Here is a 21,708-nt window from a genome sequence, read left to right as displayed (position 1 = left end):
TCAAAATGAACTGAATGTAGCAGAGCAAATACCCAGAGATGAACCATTGTGAGTAAGAACTTTATGTTGAAAAGTTATCCAACACTCTCGTCCACTCCTCGCTCTTAGCTGACTCAGGGTTGAGTAGTACTTAGATGATAACCATATTCAAAGTGCTAATTTTTCTCAACAAGCTCAATAAGCCGTAAGTACCGCGAATCCTTGATTAGGCTTGGTTCTGTCTCTTCAATTAGGCCAAGTATCTTCTGTAACTCATCTGGAGGTCGGGTGAGCCTCTGTGGGGTTATTCTATCCATTAGATCAAGAGTCGCTGATGGAAAAAGCATGGTAATTGGCTTTTTACCACCAAACTCTCGAGTGAAACGGTAGAACTGGTGATCAAATGTCTCTATTGGCACCAAGAGTGTTTTTACTGCATCATAGACCACCGGAAAGTTATCGTCAGTATCGTCAAGTAGACCAACCCACGCCTTCACCGAAGTCGTTGTCCTATATCGGCGTTCCTTGGGCCAGTCTTCTCTAATTAATGGAATCACGTGTTTAGCCCAGCCGCTCTCATTTTTCTGCCCAACCAGCCCCAACCAAGAAATAAAGCGATTTCTCGTCTCATCCGATATTGAGCGCAAAACAGAGCGCATTTCATTTCCTGAAGGACTAGATGGTTCATCAGGATGGAACATTCTCATTAAACCAAGCCATTGCGAGGCTCGAACTGAAAGGTCTTTTTCCCAAAAAAGATGCTCGAGCCAAGTGAAAAGGTTAAGAAAACTAGGCTTGATAAGCTCAGCTACTGCAATTGAAGGCATACCTTCACTATGAAGATAACCATTCCATGCCGGTTCTGCAGCTGGATGCTTTAAATCCAAAATCGGTATAAGCCATTCCTTTGCCCATACAGGATCAACAAACATTAGCCAATTTAGATTGCGAGCCGTTATAGCTATAGCGTGGTCTGCCCCTTCCCCAGGAGCTGTAAAGAGACGTTCAATACGAGACTTAATAGAACACGGAACAAGCGAACCAGCCTCCACTTCTTCTCTTGGTATTGCTTGAAAAAGTGCTTGAATGCACTTACCGACAGGACCATTAATTGCATGGTTGAATGTGCGCCGGGACTGTATAACAACCTCTCCATTTCGGATGACTTCTCCAAAACCGCTTTGAGTAGCATTAGCCCCACCACTCAGTATGCCTTCTATGATATGATCGTAAACTTTCCAGCCGAGACCATCATCAAATTTAAGAGTCGCAACTAAATTTTGTTCAAGCCAACTACTTAATGTATGTCGTAGTTCGACTAAAGTTGTAATCGGTAATCTCGCAATTCGGCTCAGGAATATTCGTTTCAACCTTGGTTTAAGATCTGCAGGTAGCTCACTTATCATTGGCGACCATAATTCCTTAGGATAATCACCGATTTTCCCTGCAATAGTAAGCGCAGACAATGCCTTACGCGGATTTTCTTTTATCAAACCAACAAAGGGCCGCCTACGAGTAAAGCTGTCATCATCTCGTTTAAGCACCTCTTTTACTTTTGGGATTATCTCGTTTACAGGAAGATCTGATATTACATCTGGTTTTTCGTCTGTACTAACCCAGCCAGAGCGAGAGCCCCAACTGATGACTACAGATGTGGCCCAGCGATCATTCCAGTCAGGAATTCTTTTTATCATCGTAATGAGCCGATCACGATAAATAGTGCCCAGTTCACAACCATGCAGTTCGAGATAACGAGTGTATTTAGCAGCCAACACCTCTCTTCCTTTCGGAAGTTCTTCCTCAGACAAATAAGGTATTTGATAGGGGCCAGTCAGAATACGTTCGATGATTCGATTTTGGTTCTCTCGTGGGAATTCTGCCCATCGGTCTACCAGTAAAAAAAGAAGTTCTCGGGTAATATTTGTGTCCCAGAAGCTATTTTGCTCTATAGACAAAACTTCTTCGGCAATTCGGTCAGCCCCAAAAACGGCTGTTTTACTGAAGGCATAAAGTCTCAGTTTTCGGAAGAAAAATGGTTCTGTTACTGGCCAGGTGGTTACATGAGCATTAGCCAATTCTGGCCACTTCTCAGCTACTCGGTCAAAAAGTTGGACAAACCATATTAATACATCGGCCCCTTTCGAGAAGTTTTCTTCTCCGTCCACATCACGTTCCGGATAACAGCTTGGGATTGGGAAGTAGGAAGTATCGATATCCTCCAGTATTCCAGCGGCAATGATTAGTTGCTCTTCCAGAGCACTAAAGACCTGTAGCAATACATTGTCAGGCACATCTAAATCGTCGTCATGCCTATTGGTGAACACAACTTCAAATTGACCTAATTTGCTAAAATGGATCTCCTCCCAAGAGTCACTAGGCGGTTTGACCTCTCCCAAGCCATATGGCGATTTCATCTCTAGCCGTGGTGCCATAACCCTACGAAATTCTCGCAGAACACCGGCTGTCCAGCCTTGGGTTTTAATTCGAGCCTTCAAGTCGTACCAATCGACATCATAGCGACGATTACGGGGGTCTTTATGGTGTTCGAGAATTAAGCTCCACAGATAACGGGCACGTTTATGGGTAGATGCTGAAAACTCAATGTTGCGTTCAAGCTTCTGCAGCAGTAACGGATGAAGTCCAATTTTTCGAATACCCGTGGTAGCTGCGGCTACGTTTACATTTCTATTTATCCAACCCAGTGACACCTCCTCACTTCTTCTTTTATTAGGACTCAACTCATGCACATTTCATCTGTACCGGCCACGGTGCCGGTTGCGTCACGCTTGTCGCCCGTACAGGTCTGGCAGCAACTTTTAACGTATCTGCTGGATCACCATTACGGTCTGACACTTAACGACACGCCATTCCATGATGACACGGCCATTCAGGAGCATATCGAAGCGGGAATAACATTGGCTGATGCGGTGAATTTCCTGGTGGAACGTTATGAACTGATACGCACTGACCGCAAAGGGTTTACATGGCAGGAGCAGACACCGTTCCTGACGGCTACCGATATTCTCAGAGCAAAGCGAGCTACCGGATTAATGAATACGTAAATTCTTCGAGCATCATTCCTGATTTTTACTTCTGTACTTCCCACTCTTTTTACTCATCGCATAATGCGCCTGCCACTTCCGGCAGGCGTGTTTGCTTTTACGGACGATTGACGATGCAAACAGAACCCGACGTGTTGACGGAACACAATGAACTTATCCTTTCGACCAGTATCGAGCGTGTTGTCACTGGCCGCGATACCGCACTGAAACAAATCGAACAACTCATCCAGCAACTTGCCGACATCTCGACGCTGACCTGCAGTATCGGCGGTAAAACCGCCCGCGACTGGGCGATGCGTCAGGACTTCCGTTGTGGCTGCTGGCTCATGGAAAACGTGAAAACCGCAATGACTACGATAACCCGTAATCTTGATCGCAGTATCTGGCGCGATTTGATGTTGAAGTCTGGCATGATGGCCTTGATGGATGCACAGGCTCGCGACCAGTGGTATAAGAACCTGGAGGAGGGGGATCTACCTGCCATCAGCGAGGCGAATATCCTCAGTACTTTTGAGCAGCTACATCTGAACAAAATGGATGTCTTTGAGCGTGGCATTATCAATGTCTTCAAAGGGCTGTCGTGGGATTACAAAACCAATAGTCCCTGCAGCTTTGGTAAAAAGATCATCGTCAACAATCTGGTGACGCATAACCGCTGGGGATTTAGTTTGAACTGGGGCTGGCGGCGGGATCAACTGGCGGACCTGGAGCGAATGCTGTTTCTGTTGGATGGAAAACCCATCCCTGACAACCGTGGTGATGTTACTACTCGGTTGATGGAGCATATTCGTGATAACCCTTCGAAGGATGTTTACGAAGATGCATTTTTCAGCATTCGTTACTTTCAGAAAGGAACCGCTCATCTGACATTCAAGCGACCTGAGCTGACTGAGAGAATGAATGATATCATTGCCAAGCATTATCCGGGCATGCTAGTCCAGCGATAATAGGCTGTATTTTCTAACAAATTTATCTGTTGGTATAAATGTTGGTATAAATTTTATCGAACACGATTTTATTCATATAAAACATGTCAATACTTGATGTATTCGAATCCTGTAGGGCGAAGTCTATCTAAGTCCATAAATCCCTTATATAATCAGTATCTCTGGAACTTCCTGGTATCCCTACGTTTATCCGCATCTACTGAGTTCTATAGATAGTTGGGGGTATAAATGGGGGTAAGTCTAGGTTCAATGGAATGAGATACCCCCACATGAAACTAAACGCCCGGCAAGTGGATACCGCAAAACGAAAAGAGAAACCTTACAAGCTCTCCGACGGTGGCGGATTATTTTTATTAGTAAACACAAATAGTTCACGTTACTGGCGGTTGAAGTATCGGATTGCTGGAAAAGAAAAGCTGCTATCTAAACAGGCCAAGAAAGTCAGCATTGATAACACGTCCGAAGCGCTGGCCAGAGTGACACAATACGCAATCTTATACATATATGTGCTTAGATCCCACTAAACATTATGGGATATCTTTAGACACTAAATGTCTATATATCGTTGTTTTAACAGGGTTTTATGGACTTAGTGGGATGTGCTGAGAAGTGCTAATGGTGTCCCCGACTGGAATCGAACCAGTAACTAGCCCTTAGGAGGGGCTTGTTATATCCGTTTAACTACGGGGACCCGATCAGCGGCAGGGTGGCTGCCGATGAAGTGTACTGCCGGAGCATTATACGCATTTTGACCCAGATAATAAGCAGTTAGCTGTCTGTTTGGTTACTCTATCGCCAATTTATAGTGAATAAATGGTATTGATAACCTAAAACCAATAGCTCAGAGAGTCTGAATCGGTGCTGTTACTTACGGGAAGATGATGTGCTTTTGTCCACTTTGTCACTTTTTTTAGGTCGATGGGTCATATCACTGCGGATCTGCGCATGACTGATCAGGGCAAAAATAAAGGTGCCACCGATAATATTACCCGCCAGTGTCGGGAGGGCGAAAGGGTAAATAAATTTCTGCCAGGGTATTGAGTCGTTAAATACCAAATAGAAGATCTCCACCGAGCCGACCACAATGTGGGTTAGGTCACATAAAGCGACTAAATAGGTCATCAGGAAAATCACCCATATTTTGGCGGCCCCTGCGGAGGGCATCATCCACACCAGAGTGGCAATGATCCAACCAGAAAATATTCCTTTAGCGAACATCTCTCCCGGAGAACTCTCCATTACCCCTTGAGCAATACTGACAAATGCCCTGCGCGTGGTATCGTCAAATATCGGCATATGAATAAAGGAATAAGCCGCTATCCCTGTACCAATCAGATTGCCCAATAAAACCAGACCCCAGAGCCGAAATAGCAGGATGAAGTTTTGACGGCTGGGTTTTTGCATTATTGGCAGCACCGGCGTGACGGTATTTTCAGTAAAGAGTTGTTGACGGGCCATAATGACAATAATAAAACCAAAGGTATAGCCGATATTCTCCAACAAGAAAGCTGGCCGGGGTATCCGGCAATTTTGCGTGAAAAATACCTTTGGCAATCAAGGATGCTCCCATTGAAAGCCCGGCAGCGACCGCCGACCAGAGCAGTGCAAAACTGTCGCGCTCTAACTCTTTTTCACCGTCGACGCGGATAATTTCATGAATAGCCGCGGCTTTGGAGGGGAGGTTTTTTTCATTCACTTCAATTTCCTGTACTTCATGCTGCTCATCACTTTCCGCTTTCAAATCACCCTTATCCTGAGGTTGTTTTTCATTACTCATAGGGGATTCCCGGTTAGTGAAGAAAATAACGAGCTGAGCAATAAGCATAGTTGCAAATGGGGGTTCGCGATTCTTTTGGTGATGAGCACTGAAATAAAAAGTTACCCGGTTTTAATGTTGTAGGTTTTTTCTACAGAAACTTGATCTTAATGCCGAATAATACCTCTATAAGGGTAGGGGTAGGGTTAGACCTACGCTACGTAAGGATTAAGCCTTATGTTATCATTCGGTTTTCCTGAACTCACAATCCTACGGTGGAAGACAATCCTTCATGCTGGAAGCTAAAAACCTGACCTGCATCCGAGATGAAAGACGCTTATTCCAACAGCTCAGTTTTTGTGTGGCTGCGGGAGAGATTGTGCAGGTAGAGGGGCAAAATGGGGCGGGTAAAACCAGCTTATTGCGCATTCTGGCGGGGTTGGCTGATGCCGACGAAGGACAGGTGCATTGGCGGGGAGAAAACATCCGCCGCGATCGCGCCCGCTATCATCAGGATTTATTATTTTTAGGCCATCAGCCGGGAATCAAGTCTGTCCTGACTCCTTTTGAAAATCTGGCATTTTATCAGTCGGTTTTTCAACAGGTTGATAGTGCTGCAATCTGGCAGGCCTTGTCTCAAGTCGGGCTGGTGGGATATGAAGATTTACCGGTATCGCAGTTGTCTGCCGGCCAGCAGCGACGGGTGGCTTTGGCCCGTTTGTGGTTGAGTCAAGCGCCATTATGGATTTTGGATGAACCATTGACCGCGATTGATAAGCAGGGCGTTAGCACGTTGTTGCCTCTGTTTGTGGAGCATGCCGCCAAAGGGGGCATGGTGCTGCTTACCACCCATCAGGATTTGGATGGTGTTGGGCAGCAGGTGCGTAAAATCCGTTTAACCAACACGCAGGTGAATTAATGTTTATTAGCGTGTTGCGCCGTGAATTGAAAATTGCCTTCAGAAAAGGTGCAGAAATTGTTAATCCACTCTGGTTTTTTCTGATTGTTATCACCTTGTTTCCACTGGGTATTGGCCCCGAACCACAATTATTGGCGCGCATTGCCCCCGGTATTGTCTGGGTCGCAGCATTATTAGCATCATTATTATCACTGGAGCGGCTCTTCCGTGATGATTTCTACGATGGCTCTCTTGAGCAGTTGCTGTTATTACCTAGCCCGCTGGCACTCACGGTGCTAGGCAAAGTGTGTGCTCACTGGGTTGTTACCGGGCTACCTTTACTGATTTTATCACCGCTGGTCGCGTTGTTGCTTTCCCTCGACAGTAATACCGCCATTGCGATGGCGCTAACGTTGCTTTTGGGGACGCCGACCTTAAGTTTTATCGGCGCTATTGGCGTCGCGCTGACGGTGGGATTACGCAAAGGTGGGGTTCTGCTGAGTTTATTGGTGTTGCCGCTGTATATCCCGGTGTTGATATTTGCCACGGCGGCCATTGATGCCGCGTCTATGTCACTCCCCATCGACGGCTATCTGGCGATTTTGGGAGCCATGTTGGCAGGGAGTGCGACACTGACGCCTTTTGCTACCGCCGCTGCATTGAGAGTAAGTGTGCACTAGCTGTTTAGGGCTGGCTGCAAGCAGGTTGTTTGTCAGAAAAGATTTGTAAAAAGAAAAGAGTACCGATTTTCAGAAGCTTAAGCGCGGTAGCCCACGCCAGTCAGAGCAGATTGTGCGCCGTACCCTGCACCGGTATTGCCAAGACGGTGATGCCCGTCCAATTTTAATGTGAGCAATGAAAAATGTGGAAATGGTTTCATCAATTCGCTAAACCCGAGCGGCTCTATCAGCTGTGTGGCCGATTTATTCCATGGCTGGCGATTGGGGCTGCTGTCTGCTTGATTGTGGGCTGGGTGTGGGGGCTTGGTTTTGCTCCATCGGATTACCAACAAGGTAATAGCTTCCGTATCATGTACTTGCATGTTCCGGCAGCAATTTGGTCGATGGGCATTTATATGTCGATGGCTATCGCGGCGTTTGTTGGTTTAATCTGGCAAATAAAAATGTCTGATAACCTGGTCGCGGCTATGGCCCCGGTGGGCGCGGTGTTCACCTTTATTGCTTTGGTCACCGGTTCGGCTTGGGGTAAACCGATGTGGGGAACTTGGTGGATCTGGGACGCGCGGCTGACTTCTGAGTTAGTGCTATTGTTCCTTTATCTGGGGGTGATCGCCCTGTATAACGCCTTCGAAGACCGCAAATTGGCGGGGCGAGCTGCCGGTATTTTGGTATTGGTCGGCGTGGTCAATATTCCCATCATTCATTTCTCTGTCGTGTGGTGGAACACCTTGCATCAGGGTTCCACTAACATGCAGCAAAGCATTGATCCGAGCATGCGTTCACCACTGCGCTGGGCCATTTTTGGCTATTTATTCTTCTTTATCACTCTGACATTAATGCGTTTGCGCAATCTGATTTTGCAACAAGAGCGGCATCGCCCTTGGGTTGCCGCTCTCTTGCGTAAGGAGCCTCGCGTATGAATCCGGCCTTTCATTCTTGGGCGGCATTTTTTGCCATGGGCGGCTACGCCTTTTATGTCTGGCTGGCGGTGGCCGCCACTTTACTGTCACTGTTGAGCTTGTGGGCACATACCCTATGGCAACACAAACAGTTATTAGCGGATATTCAGCGCCGTGAGGCGAGAGAGCAACGTATTCGTCAGGCAAATCAGGCCCCGACTCAGCAAGCCAAAAATGTGGCCCATTCGCAGGAGAAAACACAGTGAACCCACGTAGGAAAAGTCGACTCTATCTGGCGATTGTGGTGCTGATTGGCATCGGTTTGACCACCACTCTGGTGCTGTATGCGCTGCGGGCTAATATTGATTTGTTTTATACCCCCGGTGAAATTTTGCAGGGCAAGGGCGAGCGCCATGAGAAGCCGGAAATCGGTCAGCGCTTGCGCATTGGCGGTATGGTGATGCCGGGGTCGGTGAAGCGCGACGAAAAAACGTTGGAAATGAGTTTCAAAGTTTATGATGCTCGCGGTGTTGTCACCGTCACTTATACCGGCATTCTGCCCGATCTGTTCCGTGAGGGGCAGGGGGTGGTGGCGCAAGGGGTCTTTGCTGAAAACAACACCATCAATGCCAAAGAAGTCTTAGCAAAACATGATGAAAAATATACCCCACCGGAAGTGAAAGAGGCGATGAAAGAAAATCATATCCGCCCAGCGGAGGCCTATAACAGCGCCGTGGGTGAGGGCAATGCTTCATGATTCCTGAAATTGGCGGTTTCTTATTATGTCTGGCGCTGGCTCTCTCGCTATTGCTGAGTTTGTATCCGCAATGGGGGGCGGCGCGTCAAGATGCACGCATGATGGCAACCGGTAGGCCATTGACCTACGGTATGTTTGCCACCATTGCGCTTTCATTTATATGCTTGGTATATGCATTTGTGGTGAATGATTTCACCGTCTCTTATGTGGCGGCGAACTCGAATTCACATCTGCCGGTCTATTACCGCATTGCGGCAACTTGGGGGGCGCATGAAGGGTCTCTGCTGCTGTGGGTCTTGCTGCTCAGTTGTTGGTCACTGGCGGTGGCGCTGTTTAGCCGCTCCATGCCGGATGATGCAGTTGCCCGCGTATTGTCGGTGTTGGGGATGATTACGGGCGGCTTCTTGCTGTTTATTATTCTGACTTCGAACCCCTTTAACCGCACCTTGCCGGACTTCCCGATTGATGGCAATGATTTAAACCCGCTGTTGCAAGATGTCGGGCTGATTTTCCATCCACCATTGCTCTATATGGGCTATGTCGGTTTCTCGGTGGCATTTGCTTTTGCTATTGCTTCTTTAATGGCGGGGCGGCTGGATAGCGCTTGGGCTCGCTGGTCACGTCCGTGGACTCAGGCCGCATGGGTATTCCTGACCATGGGGATCGTGCTGGGTTCAGCTTGGGCTTATTATGAGCTTGGCTGGGGCGGTTGGTGGTTCTGGGATCCGGTAGAAAATGCTTCCTTTATGCCATGGTTGGCTGGCACGGCGCTGATTCATTCATTGGCCGTCACCGAAAAGCGCGGAACATTCAAAGCCTGGACAGTTTTGTTGGCGATTACCGCGTTTTCCTTGTGCTTGATGGGGACATTCTTGGTGCGCTCCGGCGTGTTGGTTTCGGTGCATTCTTTTGCTTCTGACCCGGCGCGCGGCATGTTTATTTTAGCGTATTTGGTGATTGTCATCGGCGGCTCCTTGCTACTGTATGCGGTTAAAGGCGCGCAAGTGCGCAGCCGAACTCAGCATGAAGTCTTCTCGCGCGAGACTTTCCTGTTAGGCAATAACGTGCTGCTTATTGCGGCGATGTTGGTGGTATTGCTCGGCACTTTGCTGCCATTAGTCCATAAACAGCTTGGGTTGGGCAGTATCTCCATTGGCGAGCCTTTCTTTAATACCATGTTTACCTGGCTGATGGCACCGATGGCGCTATTAATGGGGATTGGCCCATTAGTTCGCTGGCGTCGCGATGAGCCGAGTAAGCTTTATAAGCGCTTGGGTGTGGCGCTGGTGGTCACTTTGCTGCTGTCAATATTGGTGCCGTGGTTGCTGCAAGACACTATCGCCGGTATGACCGTGGTCGGGCTGATGATGGCTATCTGGGTGATTATCCTCACCGTGATGGAGTTGCATGAGCGCGCCACTCATCGTCATGGTTTCTGGCGTGGCCTGAGCCACCTTTCTCGCAGCCATTGGGGGATGGTGCTGGGGCACCTTGGGGTGGCGGTGACTGTGATTGGGATTGCCTTCAGTCAGAATTACAGTGTTGAGCGCGATGTGCGCATGAAAGCCGGTGATAGCATCGATATTCACGATTATCACTTTGTATTCCGCGATGTTCACGACATTAAAGGAGCAAACTATACCGGCGGCGTCGGCATTATTGATGTCACCCGAAACGGCAAGCCCGAAGCCACCTTGCATGCAGAAAAACGCTATTACAGTGTGGCCCGCTCAATGATGACGGAAGCGGCCATTGACGGCGGCCTAACGCGCGACTTGTATGCTGCTTTAGGTGAAGAACTGGATGACGGTTCATGGGCGGTGCGCTTGTATTACAAGCCATTTGTGCGCTGGATTTGGTATGGCGGGGTGTTTATGGCCATCGGCGGTATTTTCTGTATGTTTGATCCCCGTTATCGGATGAGTAAAAAGTTAAAACGCGGCGCTGCAACGGAGGCTAAATAATGAAATCTCAATTTTCGTTTAATAAGCTCATGTTCATCCCGCTGGTGCTGTTTTTACTGCTGGTGGTCGCTTTTTTGGTGCAACTGACTCGAAATGCCAATGGCGATGATCCCACCATGTTGGAGTCGGCGCTGATTGGCAAACCGGTGCCGACTTTTAAACTGGAGTCCCTTGAGCAACCGGGGAAAACTTTTGATCAGTCGGTATTGCATGATGGCAAGCCGATGCTACTCAATGTGTGGGCGACCTGGTGCCCGACTTGCCGTGCTGAGCATGAATATCTGAATAAACTGGCCGCGCAGGGTATCCGGGTGGTGGGTTTGAACTATAAAGATGACCGGGCTAAAGCTGTCCAGTGGCTCAATTCGTTGGGTAATCCTTATGCGCTGAGTTTGTATGATGGCGATGGCATGCTGGGGCTGGATTTAGGGGTTTATGGCGCACCAGAAACTTTCTTGATCGACGGCCAGGGCATCATTCGTTATCGCCATGCTGGCGACCTCAATGATCGCATCTGGCAGCAGGAAATTTTGCCATTGTATAAAAAGTATCAGGGGGGCGCATGAGATTATTCAGCCTGGCGCTGGGCCTGATATTGAGCTGGGGTATTTTTGCGACCAATGCTTTTGCGGCCATTGATACTTACACTTTTAGCTCGGTGGAGCAGGAACAGCAGTATCGCGAGTTAACTGAGCAATTGCGCTGTCCTAAATGCCAAAATAACAGCATTGCTGATTCCAATGCCACCATAGCCGCTGATATGCGCGGCAAGGTGTATGAACTGATGCAACAGGGCAATTCCAAACCGCAAATCATTGACTATATGGTGGCTCGATATGGCAACTTTGTTACCTATGAGCCACCTGTAACCCCTGCAACCTTGATTTTGTGGATTGGCCCGGCAATGTTTGTCCTGATAGGCGCAATCATTGTGGTGCTGCGCGCCCGGCGGCGGGTGGAGAAAGAAACCGCGCTTTCGCCGCAGGAGCAGCAGCGGTTACAGACTTTGCTGGCTGAACAACAGGCTACTGTTAAAAAACAGATCTCGGCTCAACACAAAAAGACGAACAGGAAAAAACCATAATGGCTTTTTGGCTGATAGTGATTATTTTGCTGGCGGTCGCGGGGGCCTTGTTGGTCATTCCAGCACTGCGATCAGAGACAAATTCAGCGGTGACCACCCGAGATGAGCTGAACAAGGCGATTTACCAAGACCGGTTATCTGAGCTGGCTGAGGATGAAGCCCAAGGCGTGGTGGATCAGCGGCCTGAATTGATTCAGGAATTACAGCAAAATCTGCTGACAGATATTCCACAAGAATCCACTGAAAATGCCAGCCCCATTAATCGCTGGGTTTTACTGCCGGGTGTGGTGATTTTGGTGGTGGTTTCGGTCGGGCTATATCTGAAAACAGGTGGCTTGCCGCAAGTACAAGCGTGGCATCAGGTTGAAGCGCAAATGCCTGAATTACGGGCCAGAGTGGCCAATGAGCGGGCTGAGCCTCTGACGATGGAGGAAATCGCACGATTGGGGCTGGGATTACGCACCTCGCTGCAACAAGATACCCGTAACGTTAATGATTGGATGATGCTTGGCAGAGTGGGCATGGCACTGAATAACGCCACGACCGCCACGCAAGCTTTCGCTAAAGCTTATCAACTTGCGCCCGATAATGATGATGTCAGGTTCGGCTATGCTGAAGTGCTGACCCGTTCCAATGATCCGCAGGATAATCAACTGGCAACCAAGATGCTGCGCACTATGGTTGGGCAGGATCACACTAATTTACGCGCTATGAGTTTATTAGCTTTTAATGCTTTTGAGCAGGGCGATTTTAAACAAGCCATTGGCGCGTGGGAAGTTATGCTAAAATTGCTGCCTGCTGGTGATTCTCGTACAGAAGTGATAAAACGCAGTATTGCGCAAGCTAAATCACAGGCCGGGCAGGAAACAGCTACACTGGAAATAGCGGTCTCACTGTCACCAGAGGCGGCGCAGAAATTACCCCAGCAGGGCGCGCTGATTATCTCGGTAACGGATGGCTCAAACCCAGTCCCGGTTGCGGTAAAACAGCTGCCTTTGAGCCGCTTTCCGCTATCAGTAACACTCGATGATAGTAATGCAATGATGCCGGAGCGGTTGTTATCTTCGTTGCAACAGGTGAAGGTGCGTGTCCGTATTTCACTGGACGGCACTGTGAATTCGCAGCCAGGTGACTGGTTTGGTGAAAGCGGTGTGCAGAATTTCGTCGCGAAGGGGCAACCCCAGACTATTAATGTTCAAATAAATAGACAAATCCCTTAAATATAAGGGGTTGGTAAGAATTTCATGGAGAACAATATGAACTACCGCCTGATTGGGCTGGCTTTTGCAACCGTGCTTTTAGTGGGGTGTGCCAGTCGTTCGCCGGATAATTTGGAGCAGGGCCGCTCAGATCCGCTGGAAGGTTTTAACCGGGCAATGTTCAATTTTAACTATGAGGTTCTTGACCCTTATATCGTGCGACCGGTGGCTGTGGTTTGGCGTGATTATGTGCCACAACCGGCCCGTAATGGGATGAGTAACTTCTTGGGGAACCTTGAAGAGCCGGCCAGCATGGTCAATAGCTTCCTGGTCGGTGATCCGTACAATGCCATGAAGCACTTTAACCGCTTCTTCCTGAACACTCTTTTGGGGATGGGCGGGTTAATTGACGTCGCCGGTATGGCAAACCCGAAACTGGCGAAAGAAGTTCCGCACCGTTTTGGTAGCACTTTGGGGCATTACAATGTCGGTTATGGCCCCTATGTGGTATTACCGGCCTATGGTAGTTTCACCATTCGTGAAGATGGGGGTGATGCGGTTGATTACGTCTATCCAGTGCTGAGTTATCTGACCTTCTGGATGTCGGCGGGCAAATGGGTGCTGGAAGGGGTAGAAACCCGTGCGCAGCTATTGGATTCCGATGGTTTGCTGCGTAATTCCTCCGACCCATATCTAATGGTGCGTGAAGCCTACTTCCAGCGCTATGATTTCCTGGCGAATGGCGGGCAACTAAAACCGGAAGTTAATTCCAATGCTCAAGCCATTCAGGGCGATTTGGAAAGTATCGATTCAGCTAACTGATAGAGATGTTAGCCTGAAAATAAAAAAGCGCCGTAAGGCGCTTTTTTTTGTGGGCAATGATTGATTAAATCATGCCGATTAGAAGGCGTAGTTGAAGTTCACGCCATACAGCAATGCGGTACCTTTAGAATCAAACTGATAGGTTGTTCCGCCCAATGCAGCCGGTGTTTTTTCCGTGATATGCACGTTCTGGCCATGCATATAGGAAACACCAACGTCAACTGATGCATCTTTGTTGAAGGCGTAGGTGGTACCGGCACTTATCCAGAAACGGTCTTGGTCTGGAATCGAGATAGTGCGGTTATCAGCTGGAACCGGGCTGTCATCAAAGGCAATACCGGTACGGAAAGTCCAGTTATCATCGTAATAATAGGTGGTACCCAGCGCGATACGGTAAGCATCGTGGAAGCCTTCTTGCTTTTCAAACAGAGTGTTACCGTTGGTTCCGGTGGCTTTCAACTCTTTGAACTGGCTCCAACTGGTGTAGGCCAGGCTGTAGTGAATAGCCCATTGAGGGGCGACTTTATTGTAGCCGGACACTTCCCACACTTCTGGCAGATTCAGGGTCAATGCACCTGGAATCACTGCGCCACCTGTACCACCTGGTGGTGGTAACTGGCTGCTGAAATCACCATCAAAGTCGATTTTCACTTTTGAACGATAGGTAAAGCTGTAACGGTTTTCTTTATCCACTTCATACAGCACGCCGGCATTCCAACCATAGCCCCATTTGGTCCCTTCCATCCGGGTGACTTCAGTATTCGCCGGGATAACTCCGCGACCAGCTTCACCAATATGGCGCACAATCTTGGCATCGGCATAAACCGCATTAAAGCCCAAACCAAAGCTGAAGTTTTCATTCAGGCGATAAGCTGTGCTCAAGTTCAGGTTGGCGGTTTTCAGGTCAGTTTGCCCCCCCAGAGAACCGGCAATATAGTCATCATTAAATTCAGTGGCCAAACCGTAGTTTGAAGTACCGGAAGCCCCAATCGCCCATTGCTCATTCAGCGGCATAATAAAGTGGATATTGGGGATCCACGCCGATGGCGCGATGTTTTTGGCACTGGTACTTCTGCCCGATAGGGGGGATGTGCCACTGATATCAACGTTTGGGTCGACATACACGAAGCCGCCGGAGAATGAAGGGCGGTCGAACAAAGTCATTGCGGCGGGGTTGCGGCTACCAACAGAAGCATTGTCAGCAACGGCGCCTTCACCAGAGAAAGAGCGGCCCAATGCAGCTGCTGAATATTCATTCAGCTGAAAACCAGCTGCAGAAACGTTCGAAGAAATCAGTGCTACTGCAGCTGCCAGAGCTGATCGGGTAAACAGGTTTTTCTGGTTCATGACCAAAACCTCATTGTTTTATTTAAACTATGTTACATACCGTAACAAGAGAATGCGGGATTGTAGGGTCCGTTATCGGTCAGACAAAGCAGACCAGTGGCTGAAGTATAGGTCCGACCTGTGTGCGTGTTGCAAGTATGTTTTAGGATTTGGTCAAATTTGATTGCAAAAAATAGACGCAGTTAACAAAAAAATCACAATTTGGTAGCAATTCATACATTATTGATGAGGGAGTGAACAATTTTAGCGTGATTTCCGTCACTTAATAGGCCTATAAACAGTAAGTCCTAGTGCCTTGTGACCTAGGGGAGTAAAATGACAGTAGAGAAAATATTTTTTTGCACTCTGCCTTATCTGCGTTAATTGATAGCTGATGTGCGTTTATTTTGAAATATCCGTTGAGGAGAATTGAAGATGTCAGATGCAATCAATCGCTGTAGTGCGGAAGAAACCGCAGCTTGCTGCTGTATAGATGTAGGCACTATCATGGACAATACTGATTGTACCGCGTCCTATAGCTGTGTATTCGACAACCGTGCTGATGCTGAAGCCATGCTGAAAACGCTGACTGAAAAAGCGCGTGCCGTTGAATCTGAACCTTGCCTGATCGAACATAAGCTGGAAGAAACTGAAGATGGTGTGCGCTTAGCCATTGATTTCACTTTCTCCTGCCAGGCAGAAACCATGATCTTCCAGTTAGGTCTGCGTTAAGTTGCACTTTGTTGTAAGTTGATTCAGATAAGTTGAATACCCCTAAAACGCGGAGCTTTTTGCTTCGCGTTTGTATTGATACCTTCCTACAGCTCGCGCTGAATTTATTGCATCAGAAATATCAACTTTATATGTCTTATCCACCCGCCAGTTCCTACCTTTCCTTCCTTTTTATGGCGAAAAGTTGCTCCTGCTCTCACTTTCCTGCTCTATAGGTTTACCAAATGTAAATGTTTGGTTAACAATAATTGGATCAGGTCAGACCTGTTATTTTGTTATGCTTTAATAAAAGCCACTTTGACTTATCAGGAGCATGTATGAGTAAGCCATTACCGCTAGTGACACGCCAGGGCGATCGCATTGCCATAGTCAGTGGCCTGCGAACGCCTTTTGCCAAGCAGGCAACTGCTTATCACGGCGTGCCAGCTGTAGATTTAGGCAAAATTGTGGTCAGTGAACTTTTGGCCAGAAGCGGTGTTGCTCCTGAATTCATTGATCAACTGGTGTTTGGTCAAGTCGTCCAAATGCCGGAAGCACCAAACATCGCGCGGGAAATTGTGCTGGGAACGGGCATGAGTGTACATACCGATGCTTATAGTGTCTCCCGTGCCTGTGCAACTAGCTTTCAGGCGGTGGCCAATGTGGCGGAAAGTATCATGGCTGGCTCAGTGACTGTGGCGATCGCCGGTGGCGCGGATTCTTCCTCTGTTTTGCCCATTGGTGTCAGCAAAGCACTGGCACGGACCTTGGTTGACGTCAATAAAGCCCGAACGTTATCCCAACGATTGAAATTGTTTAGCCGCTTAAAACTGCGCGATTTACTGCCGGTAGCACCTGCGGTTGCCGAGTATTCAACGGGCTTGCGTATGGGGGATACGGCCGAGCAGATGGCAAAAACCTATGGTATTAGCCGCGAGGATCAGGACGCTTTAGCGCTGCGCTCTCACCAAATGGCGGCACAGGCCTGGCAGCAGGGATTATTACAAGACGAAGTGATGACAGCTTATATTCCGCCTTATCGTGATGCTATCACTGAAGATAATAATATCCGCAAAGATTCCACTATGGAGCAATATGCCAAATTACGTCCGGCATTTGATCGTAAGCACGGCAGTGTCACGGCGGCGAACAGCACGCCACTGACCGACGGTGCGGCGGCAGTCATGATGATGAGTGAGTCAAAGGCTAAGGCGCTGGGTTTACAGCCATTAGGCTATCTGCGCAGTTTTGCGTTTTCGGCCATTGATGTCTGGCAAGACATGCTGTTAGGCCCCTCCTACGCAACCCCCTTAGCACTTGATCGCGCCGGAATAACACTGGCAGATTTAACCCTCATTGATATGCATGAAGCATTTGCGGCACAAACATTAGCGAACTTGAAAATGTTCGCCAGTGATAGCTTCGCACGCGAAAAGCTGGGCCGCAGTCAGGCAATTGGTGAAGTTGATATGAGTAAATTCAACGTATTGGGTGGATCAATTGCTTATGGTCATCCTTTCGCCGCGACCGGTGCGCGCATGATCACTCAAACATTGTATGAATTGCGTCGCCGCGGTGGTGGGTTAGGATTAACAACCGCCTGTGCTGCGGGTGGTTTGGGTGCCGCAATGATTTTGGAGGTGGAGTAATGAGCCAGGAAAATATTCTTAATCGCGGGGATGAAATAGCCATAGTTGGCTCTGCCGTTCCGGCCCATTCGGTTTTCACCCTCGATGTTCGGCCCGATAATATTGGTATCATCACCATTGATGTTGTCGGTGATAAAGTTAATACCTTAAAGGCTGAATTTGCAGAGCAAATTGCTGAAATACTGCAACAAGCGCAGGCTTTGAGTCAATTACAGGGTTTAGTTATTATTTCTGGCAAACCGGACTCTTTTATCGCCGGTGCAGATATCAGCATGATTGCTGCTTGTCGCACCGCACAAGATGCGCGTGTTCTGGCCCAGAAAGGGCAATCCATTCTGGCACAAATTGCGGCATTTCCAGTGCCGGTAGTCGCTGCTATCCACGGGGCTTGCCTCGGCGGTGGTCTGGAACTGGCGCTGGCGTGTCATAGCCGCATTTGCTCGCAGGATGATAAAACTGTGCTCGGTTTGCCTGAGGTACAGCTTGGGCTGTTGCCGGGGTCCGGTGGCACCCAGCGTTTGCCGCGTCTGGTGGGGGTGAGTAAGGCACTGGATATGATATTGACTGGCCGGCAGGTTCGCGGCCGTCAGGCACTTAAAATGGGGCTGGTGGACGACGTGGTGCCGCACGATATTTTGCTTGATGTGGCTATCCAGCGGGCTAAAGCCGGTTGGCTTGATAAGCCCATCTTGCCGTGGCAGGAGCGTTTGCTTAGCGGCCCATTAGGTAAATCATTGTTATTTAATATTGTTCGTAAGAAAACACGGGCAAAGACAAAAGGTCATTATCCAGCAGCCGAGCGTATTATTGATGTGGTGCGTAAGGGGTTAGACCACGGCGGCCCTGCGGGTTATGAAGCCGAAGCAAAAGCCTTTGGTGAGCTGGCAATGTCTCCTGAGTCAGCAGCATTACGCAGCTTGTTTTTTGCGACCACCGCGCTGAAAAAAGAGACTGGTGGCAAAGAACAGCCTCGGGCTATCCATCGAGTCGGGGTATTAGGTGGGGGGCTGATGGGCGGAGGTATAGCCAATGTGACTGCAACACGTGCGGGTTTACCGGTTCGGATTAAAGATATCAATCCAACAGGCATTAACCAGGCGCTGAAATATACCTGGGATACCTTGGGCGAGCGGGTGCGTAGCAAGCGGATGCGCCCGGCAGAGCGGCAACGCCAGATGATGCTGATTTCCGGCAGCACTGATTATTGTGGCTTTGGTAATGTGGATATTGTGGTTGAGGCGGTATTTGAAGATTTGTCGTTGAAGCAGCAGATGGTGGCAGATATTGAGCATTTCGCTGCACCTCATACCATTTTCGCTTCCAACACTTCGTCACTGCCGATAAGTGATATCGCGGCACAGGCACAGCGGCCAGAGCAGGTTATCGGTCTGCATTACTTTAGCCCGGTGGATAAAATGCCATTGGTGGAAGTTATTCCGCATGCAAAGACTAGCGAAGCAACCATTGCAACCACTGTTGCTTTAGCACGTAAACAGGGAAAAACAGCGATTGTGGTGGCAGATTGTGCCGGGTTCTATGTAAACCGTATTTTGGCTCCATACATTAATGAAGCAGCTCGCTGTATATTAGATGGTGAACCTATCGATTTAATTGATAAGGCTCTGGTCGATTTCGGCTTTCCGGTAGGCCCGATAACCTTGTTGGATGAAGTTGGGATTGATGTGGGCACCAAGATAATGCCCATTCTGGTAGAGAAATTAGGGGCACGTTTTGCTGCGCCGCCTTCATTTGATGTCATTTTGAAAGATGGGCGGAAAGGGCGTAAAAATGGCCGCGGTTTCTATCTTTATCCAGCTAAAAGTAGCGGTTTCAAGTGGAAGAAAAGTTCCGGTAAGCAAGTGGACACCAGCGTTTATACCTTACTCGGTGTCACACCTAAGGCCCATCTAGAATCTGCCGTGATAGCACAGCGTTGCGTCATGATGATGCTGAATGAAGCCGCACGTTGTCTGGATGAATCTATTATCCGTAACCCGCGCGATGGGGATATTGGTGCGGTGTTTGGGATTGGTTTCCCACCGTTTTTAGGCGGGCCTTTCCGCTATATGGATAACCTGGGCGCAGAAACAATGGTAAAAACACTGAGTTTGCTCGCGCAACAGTATGGTGAGCGCTTTGAACCTTGCTCATTATTGGTCACGATGGCTGAGCAGCAACAAAGGTTTTATCCGCCGGAAAATAGTATGAATGAGCGGGCAGTCAATCCCGATAATTAAGAGTGTGAACGGGATCACCACCTGCAATTCTAACCATTCAGGTGGCTGTACACTGAGAGCAACCCGCGCTACTTTAAATCAGAACCACGCAAAGTGACCATTTGTGCCAAAATGAATGAATAGCCATTTATTGTGTAGGTGATAGAGTTTAGATTAAGCTGTTGATATGGTTACTCTGTAACCAATCAAGGTTGGCTGTTGGTGTTGCTGGTGTAAAAACAGCCATTTTCTTTACCTTAAGTTTCAGGCAAAATGCCCGGCCGCCATAGAGAGACGGCGCGTTATCGTTATGAAGTTTCTTTGCTTTCAAGCAAAGGTTTCGGCGGTACAGCACGCAAAGCGTTTCTGTATAGCGTTATTTTGTTAACAAAAACGGTGCAATATGCAAGTTTTCATTATGCGTCACGGTGACGCGGCCCTTAACGCACCCAGTGATGCGCAAAGGCCTCTTACTCTGTGTGGTCAGGATGAATCACGCCAGATGGCAAGCTGGTTAAACGACCAGTCAGTCGATATTGAAAGGATTTTTGTTAGCCCATACTTACGCGCGGGGCAAACATTAGAAGTGGTGCGCGAGGTGATGACGCTTCCGGCAGAGCAGGAAGTGATGCCAGAATTAACCCCGGGTGGGGATGCCGCTTTTGTTTGTTGCTATTTACAAGCACTGGCAAAAGAAGATTGTGCTGCGGTGTTGGTTATTTCGCACTTGCCGCTGGTCGGGTATTTGGTGGCTGAACTTTGTCCGGGGCAATGCCCGCCAATGTTTGCGACTTCAGCAATTGCTTGTGTTGATTTGGATGGCGAAACTGGCAAGGGGACTTTTGACTGGCAGGTTAGCCCGACACAACTTTTAGCTAAAGCTTGTCACGGCTAAATATCATCTGAGCCATTGTTCAATAAGCTAATGTTCAATAAGGTGCGGCATCACTGTCGCGCCTCTACTCGCCATATTTCAAACTGCATGTGTGTGGCAGCAAAATGCATCCTACCAGCCAACCCGGCTACTGCTCTAACTCAATTAACACCAATAATGCCGCTGTGCCACCCCATTCTTTCGGGGCTTGATGGAATGCCAGCACATCGGGATGCTGCGCCAACCACAGCGGGGTTTGCTGCTTCAAAACATGCTTGCCATGCCCATGCATAACACAGGCGCAATGCACGTGCTCGCGTTTGCAGGCCGCAATCAAGGCTCCCAACTCTTGCTTAGCTTGTTTTTGGGTTAACCCGTGTAAATCTAAAAACATATCGGGTGAGTAATCACCCCGTCGAAGTTTTTTTACTTCAAAATGATCAACACCAGGCCGCACATAACGCGTCGGGCCGTCGGTATCTAATAGCGGTTGGAATTCATCAGAAAAATAATGACTGGCATCAACCTGCTCTTGCAGCAATCGTTCCGGCGCAATTTTTTTGCCGAGTTTGGGCGGCACACGATGGACAATTGTGTCTTGTTTCAGCTTCTTGGCTCCGGCTATCGACTCTTTAAATAGTGCTAATTCATCTGTTGTCAGGTGATATTTATTTTTCATTATCTGTTCATCGTACTTGTGCAATTTCCCCAGTTTACCTGTTGAGATGCATCTGTCTAAATAAATGTAATCTTAAGATTGGTGGCTTTAATGTGTATTTCATTATTTGGTTATCATTCAACTGATGTATTGCTGCTGATTTGTGGCGGGCTTCATGGCAAACTAGGGGCATAGATAATGATTTTATGCCCTAGCTGGAGAATACC

General features: G+C 48.4%; 19 protein-coding genes, 1 tRNA gene and 2 pseudogenes. 17 read left to right on the top strand and 5 right to left on the bottom strand.

All coding sequences use genetic code 11. The features are described 5' to 3' along the window. Positions 1-155: 155 nt before the first annotated feature. Positions 156-2,687 carry a hypothetical protein gene (locus DXZ79_RS14105; protein WP_244942283.1) on the bottom strand — a complete coding sequence of 844 codons (2,532 nt, stop codon included), beginning with the start codon at positions 2,685-2,687 and terminating at the stop codon, positions 156-158. Positions 2,688-2,720: 33 nt separating this feature from the next. Here DXZ79_RS14105 and DXZ79_RS14100 point away from each other — a divergent pair, with 33 nt between their 5' ends. The 3 genes and pseudogenes from DXZ79_RS14100 to DXZ79_RS14090 all read left to right on the top strand — a co-directional run. Further along, positions 2,721-3,041, top strand: a complete 321-nt coding sequence (locus DXZ79_RS14100) for a TA system toxin CbtA family protein (RefSeq protein ID WP_120011357.1) — start codon at positions 2,721-2,723, stop codon at positions 3,039-3,041. A gap of 113 nt (positions 3,042-3,154) precedes the next feature. Further along, positions 3,155-3,988, top strand: coding sequence for a DUF4942 domain-containing protein (locus tag DXZ79_RS14095; protein WP_120011356.1), 834 nt, complete (start codon positions 3,155-3,157; stop codon positions 3,986-3,988). 269 nt (positions 3,989-4,257) lie between these two features. Then, a pseudogene (locus DXZ79_RS14090) lies at positions 4,258-4,413 on the top strand (Arm DNA-binding domain-containing protein); the annotation flags it as partial. Between the two features lie 191 nt (positions 4,414-4,604). Here the strand turns inward: DXZ79_RS14090 and DXZ79_RS14085 are convergent. Together DXZ79_RS14085 and DXZ79_RS14080 are read right to left on the bottom strand one after the other, a co-directional pair. Further along, positions 4,605-4,679, bottom strand: a tRNA-Arg gene (locus DXZ79_RS14085). A 173-nt stretch (positions 4,680-4,852) separates the two neighbouring features. Beyond that, positions 4,853-5,765: pseudogene (locus DXZ79_RS14080) on the bottom strand (formate/nitrite transporter family protein). 271 nt (positions 5,766-6,036) lie between these two features. Here DXZ79_RS14080 and ccmA point away from each other — a divergent pair. From ccmA to mlaA, 10 genes are all read left to right on the top strand, one after another. Further along, positions 6,037-6,663 (top strand): cytochrome c biogenesis heme-transporting ATPase CcmA, encoded by a 627-nt coding sequence (ccmA, locus tag DXZ79_RS14075; RefSeq protein WP_038631661.1) that lies wholly within the window; start codon positions 6,037-6,039, stop codon positions 6,661-6,663. After that, the gene (gene ccmB / locus DXZ79_RS14070) at positions 6,663-7,322 is read left to right on the top strand and encodes a heme exporter protein CcmB (RefSeq protein WP_038631665.1); all 660 of its coding nucleotides are present in this window, start codon (positions 6,663-6,665) and stop codon (positions 7,320-7,322) included. Before ccmA ends, ccmB begins: the two co-directional genes overlap by 1 nt. A gap of 182 nt (positions 7,323-7,504) precedes the next feature. After that, positions 7,505-8,242: a heme ABC transporter permease gene (locus DXZ79_RS14065; RefSeq protein WP_038631668.1), complete on the top strand. Its 738-nt coding sequence runs from the start codon at positions 7,505-7,507 to the stop codon at positions 8,240-8,242. Continuing rightward, positions 8,239-8,487: a heme exporter protein CcmD gene (gene ccmD / locus DXZ79_RS14060; RefSeq protein ID WP_038631671.1), complete on the top strand. Its 249-nt coding sequence runs from the start codon at positions 8,239-8,241 to the stop codon at positions 8,485-8,487. The genes DXZ79_RS14065 and ccmD overlap by 4 nt, the downstream gene beginning before the upstream one ends. Next, entirely contained in the window at positions 8,484-8,978 is a 495-nt protein-coding gene (gene ccmE, locus DXZ79_RS14055; RefSeq protein WP_038631673.1) for a cytochrome c maturation protein CcmE, read from the top strand. The genes ccmD and ccmE overlap by 4 nt, the downstream gene beginning before the upstream one ends. Next, positions 8,975-10,942 (top strand): heme lyase CcmF/NrfE family subunit, encoded by a 1,968-nt coding sequence (locus DXZ79_RS14050; RefSeq protein WP_038631676.1) that lies wholly within the window; start codon positions 8,975-8,977, stop codon positions 10,940-10,942. The genes ccmE and DXZ79_RS14050 overlap by 4 nt, the downstream gene beginning before the upstream one ends. Then, on the top strand, positions 10,942-11,508 hold the full coding sequence (locus DXZ79_RS14045) for a DsbE family thiol:disulfide interchange protein (protein WP_120011355.1): 567 nt from the start codon (positions 10,942-10,944) through the stop codon (positions 11,506-11,508). The genes DXZ79_RS14050 and DXZ79_RS14045 overlap by 1 nt, the downstream gene beginning before the upstream one ends. Further along, the gene (locus tag DXZ79_RS14040) at positions 11,505-12,026 is read left to right on the top strand and encodes a cytochrome c-type biogenesis protein (protein ID WP_120011354.1); all 522 of its coding nucleotides are present in this window, start codon (positions 11,505-11,507) and stop codon (positions 12,024-12,026) included. The genes DXZ79_RS14045 and DXZ79_RS14040 overlap by 4 nt, the downstream gene beginning before the upstream one ends. Beyond that, positions 12,026-13,246 carry a c-type cytochrome biogenesis protein CcmI gene (gene ccmI, locus DXZ79_RS14035; protein WP_050291341.1) on the top strand — a complete coding sequence of 407 codons (1,221 nt, stop codon included), beginning with the start codon at positions 12,026-12,028 and terminating at the stop codon, positions 13,244-13,246. The genes DXZ79_RS14040 and ccmI overlap by 1 nt, the downstream gene beginning before the upstream one ends. A gap of 36 nt (positions 13,247-13,282) precedes the next feature. Next, on the top strand, positions 13,283-14,047 hold the full coding sequence (mlaA, locus tag DXZ79_RS14030; protein WP_072088986.1) for a phospholipid-binding lipoprotein MlaA: 765 nt from the start codon (positions 13,283-13,285) through the stop codon (positions 14,045-14,047). Between the two features lie 78 nt (positions 14,048-14,125). Here mlaA and fadL read toward each other — a convergent pair whose 3' ends face one another. Further along, complete coding sequence (gene fadL, locus DXZ79_RS14025; protein WP_050094471.1) at positions 14,126-15,394, bottom strand: long-chain fatty acid transporter FadL; 1,269 nt, start codon at positions 15,392-15,394, stop codon at positions 14,126-14,128. Between the two features lie 414 nt (positions 15,395-15,808). On the opposite strand from fadL, the gene DXZ79_RS14020 reads away from it, so the two are divergent. The 4 genes from DXZ79_RS14020 (at position 15,809) to sixA (ending at position 20,844) form a co-directional block, all read left to right on the top strand. Next, entirely contained in the window at positions 15,809-16,105 is a 297-nt protein-coding gene (locus DXZ79_RS14020; protein ID WP_072088984.1) for a YfcZ/YiiS family protein, read from the top strand. A gap of 317 nt (positions 16,106-16,422) precedes the next feature. Then, positions 16,423-17,733, top strand: coding sequence for an acetyl-CoA C-acyltransferase FadI (gene fadI / locus DXZ79_RS14015; RefSeq protein ID WP_050291339.1), 1,311 nt, complete (start codon positions 16,423-16,425; stop codon positions 17,731-17,733). Then, complete coding sequence (gene fadJ, locus DXZ79_RS14010; RefSeq protein ID WP_038631691.1) at positions 17,733-19,970, top strand: fatty acid oxidation complex subunit alpha FadJ; 2,238 nt, start codon at positions 17,733-17,735, stop codon at positions 19,968-19,970. Before fadI ends, fadJ begins: the two co-directional genes overlap by 1 nt. 382 nt (positions 19,971-20,352) lie before the next feature. Then, entirely contained in the window at positions 20,353-20,844 is a 492-nt protein-coding gene (sixA, locus tag DXZ79_RS14000) for a phosphohistidine phosphatase SixA (protein WP_038631694.1), read from the top strand. A 127-nt stretch (positions 20,845-20,971) separates the two neighbouring features. On the opposite strand, the gene smrB is transcribed toward sixA, so the two are convergent. Next, on the bottom strand, positions 20,972-21,502 hold the full coding sequence (gene smrB, locus DXZ79_RS13995; protein WP_038631698.1) for an endonuclease SmrB: 531 nt from the start codon (positions 21,500-21,502) through the stop codon (positions 20,972-20,974). Positions 21,503-21,708 lie beyond the last annotated feature (206 nt).

The sequence above is a fragment of the Yersinia rochesterensis genome, assembly GCF_003600645.1.
GTDB classification, from domain to species: Bacteria; Pseudomonadota; Gammaproteobacteria; order Enterobacterales; family Enterobacteriaceae; genus Yersinia; species Yersinia rochesterensis.
This window is presented reverse-complemented; position numbering and strand designations above follow the sequence as displayed.

What these genes read in the sequence shown, in the direction of transcription:
- DXZ79_RS14100 (WP_120011357.1), top strand. Translation starts at nt 2,721, where the DNA reads ATGCACATTTCATCTGTACCGGCCACGGTGCCGGTTGCGTCACGCTTG.
- DXZ79_RS14095 (WP_120011356.1), top strand. Translation starts at nt 3,155, where the DNA reads ATGCAAACAGAACCCGACGTGTTGACGGAACACAATGAACTTATCCTT.
- ccmA (WP_038631661.1), top strand. Translation starts at nt 6,037, where the DNA reads ATGCTGGAAGCTAAAAACCTGACCTGCATCCGAGATGAAAGACGCTTA.
- ccmB (WP_038631665.1), top strand. Translation starts at nt 6,663, where the DNA reads ATGTTTATTAGCGTGTTGCGCCGTGAATTGAAAATTGCCTTCAGAAAA.
- DXZ79_RS14065 (WP_038631668.1), top strand. Translation starts at nt 7,505, where the DNA reads ATGTGGAAATGGTTTCATCAATTCGCTAAACCCGAGCGGCTCTATCAG.
- ccmD (WP_038631671.1), top strand. Translation starts at nt 8,239, where the DNA reads ATGAATCCGGCCTTTCATTCTTGGGCGGCATTTTTTGCCATGGGCGGC.
- DXZ79_RS14050 (WP_038631676.1), top strand. Translation starts at nt 8,975, where the DNA reads ATGATTCCTGAAATTGGCGGTTTCTTATTATGTCTGGCGCTGGCTCTC.
- DXZ79_RS14045 (WP_120011355.1), top strand. Translation starts at nt 10,942, where the DNA reads ATGAAATCTCAATTTTCGTTTAATAAGCTCATGTTCATCCCGCTGGTG.
- DXZ79_RS14040 (WP_120011354.1), top strand. Translation starts at nt 11,505, where the DNA reads ATGAGATTATTCAGCCTGGCGCTGGGCCTGATATTGAGCTGGGGTATT.
- ccmI (WP_050291341.1), top strand. Translation starts at nt 12,026, where the DNA reads ATGGCTTTTTGGCTGATAGTGATTATTTTGCTGGCGGTCGCGGGGGCC.
- mlaA (WP_072088986.1), top strand. Translation starts at nt 13,283, where the DNA reads ATGAACTACCGCCTGATTGGGCTGGCTTTTGCAACCGTGCTTTTAGTG.
- fadL (WP_050094471.1), bottom strand. Translation starts at nt 15,394, where the DNA reads ATGAACCAGAAAAACCTGTTTACCCGATCAGCTCTGGCAGCTGCAGTA.
- DXZ79_RS14020 (WP_072088984.1), top strand. Translation starts at nt 15,809, where the DNA reads ATGTCAGATGCAATCAATCGCTGTAGTGCGGAAGAAACCGCAGCTTGC.
- fadI (WP_050291339.1), top strand. Translation starts at nt 16,423, where the DNA reads ATGAGTAAGCCATTACCGCTAGTGACACGCCAGGGCGATCGCATTGCC.
- fadJ (WP_038631691.1), top strand. Translation starts at nt 17,733, where the DNA reads ATGAGCCAGGAAAATATTCTTAATCGCGGGGATGAAATAGCCATAGTT.
- sixA (WP_038631694.1), top strand. Translation starts at nt 20,353, where the DNA reads ATGCAAGTTTTCATTATGCGTCACGGTGACGCGGCCCTTAACGCACCC.
- smrB (WP_038631698.1), bottom strand. Translation starts at nt 21,502, where the DNA reads ATGAAAAATAAATATCACCTGACAACAGATGAATTAGCACTATTTAAA.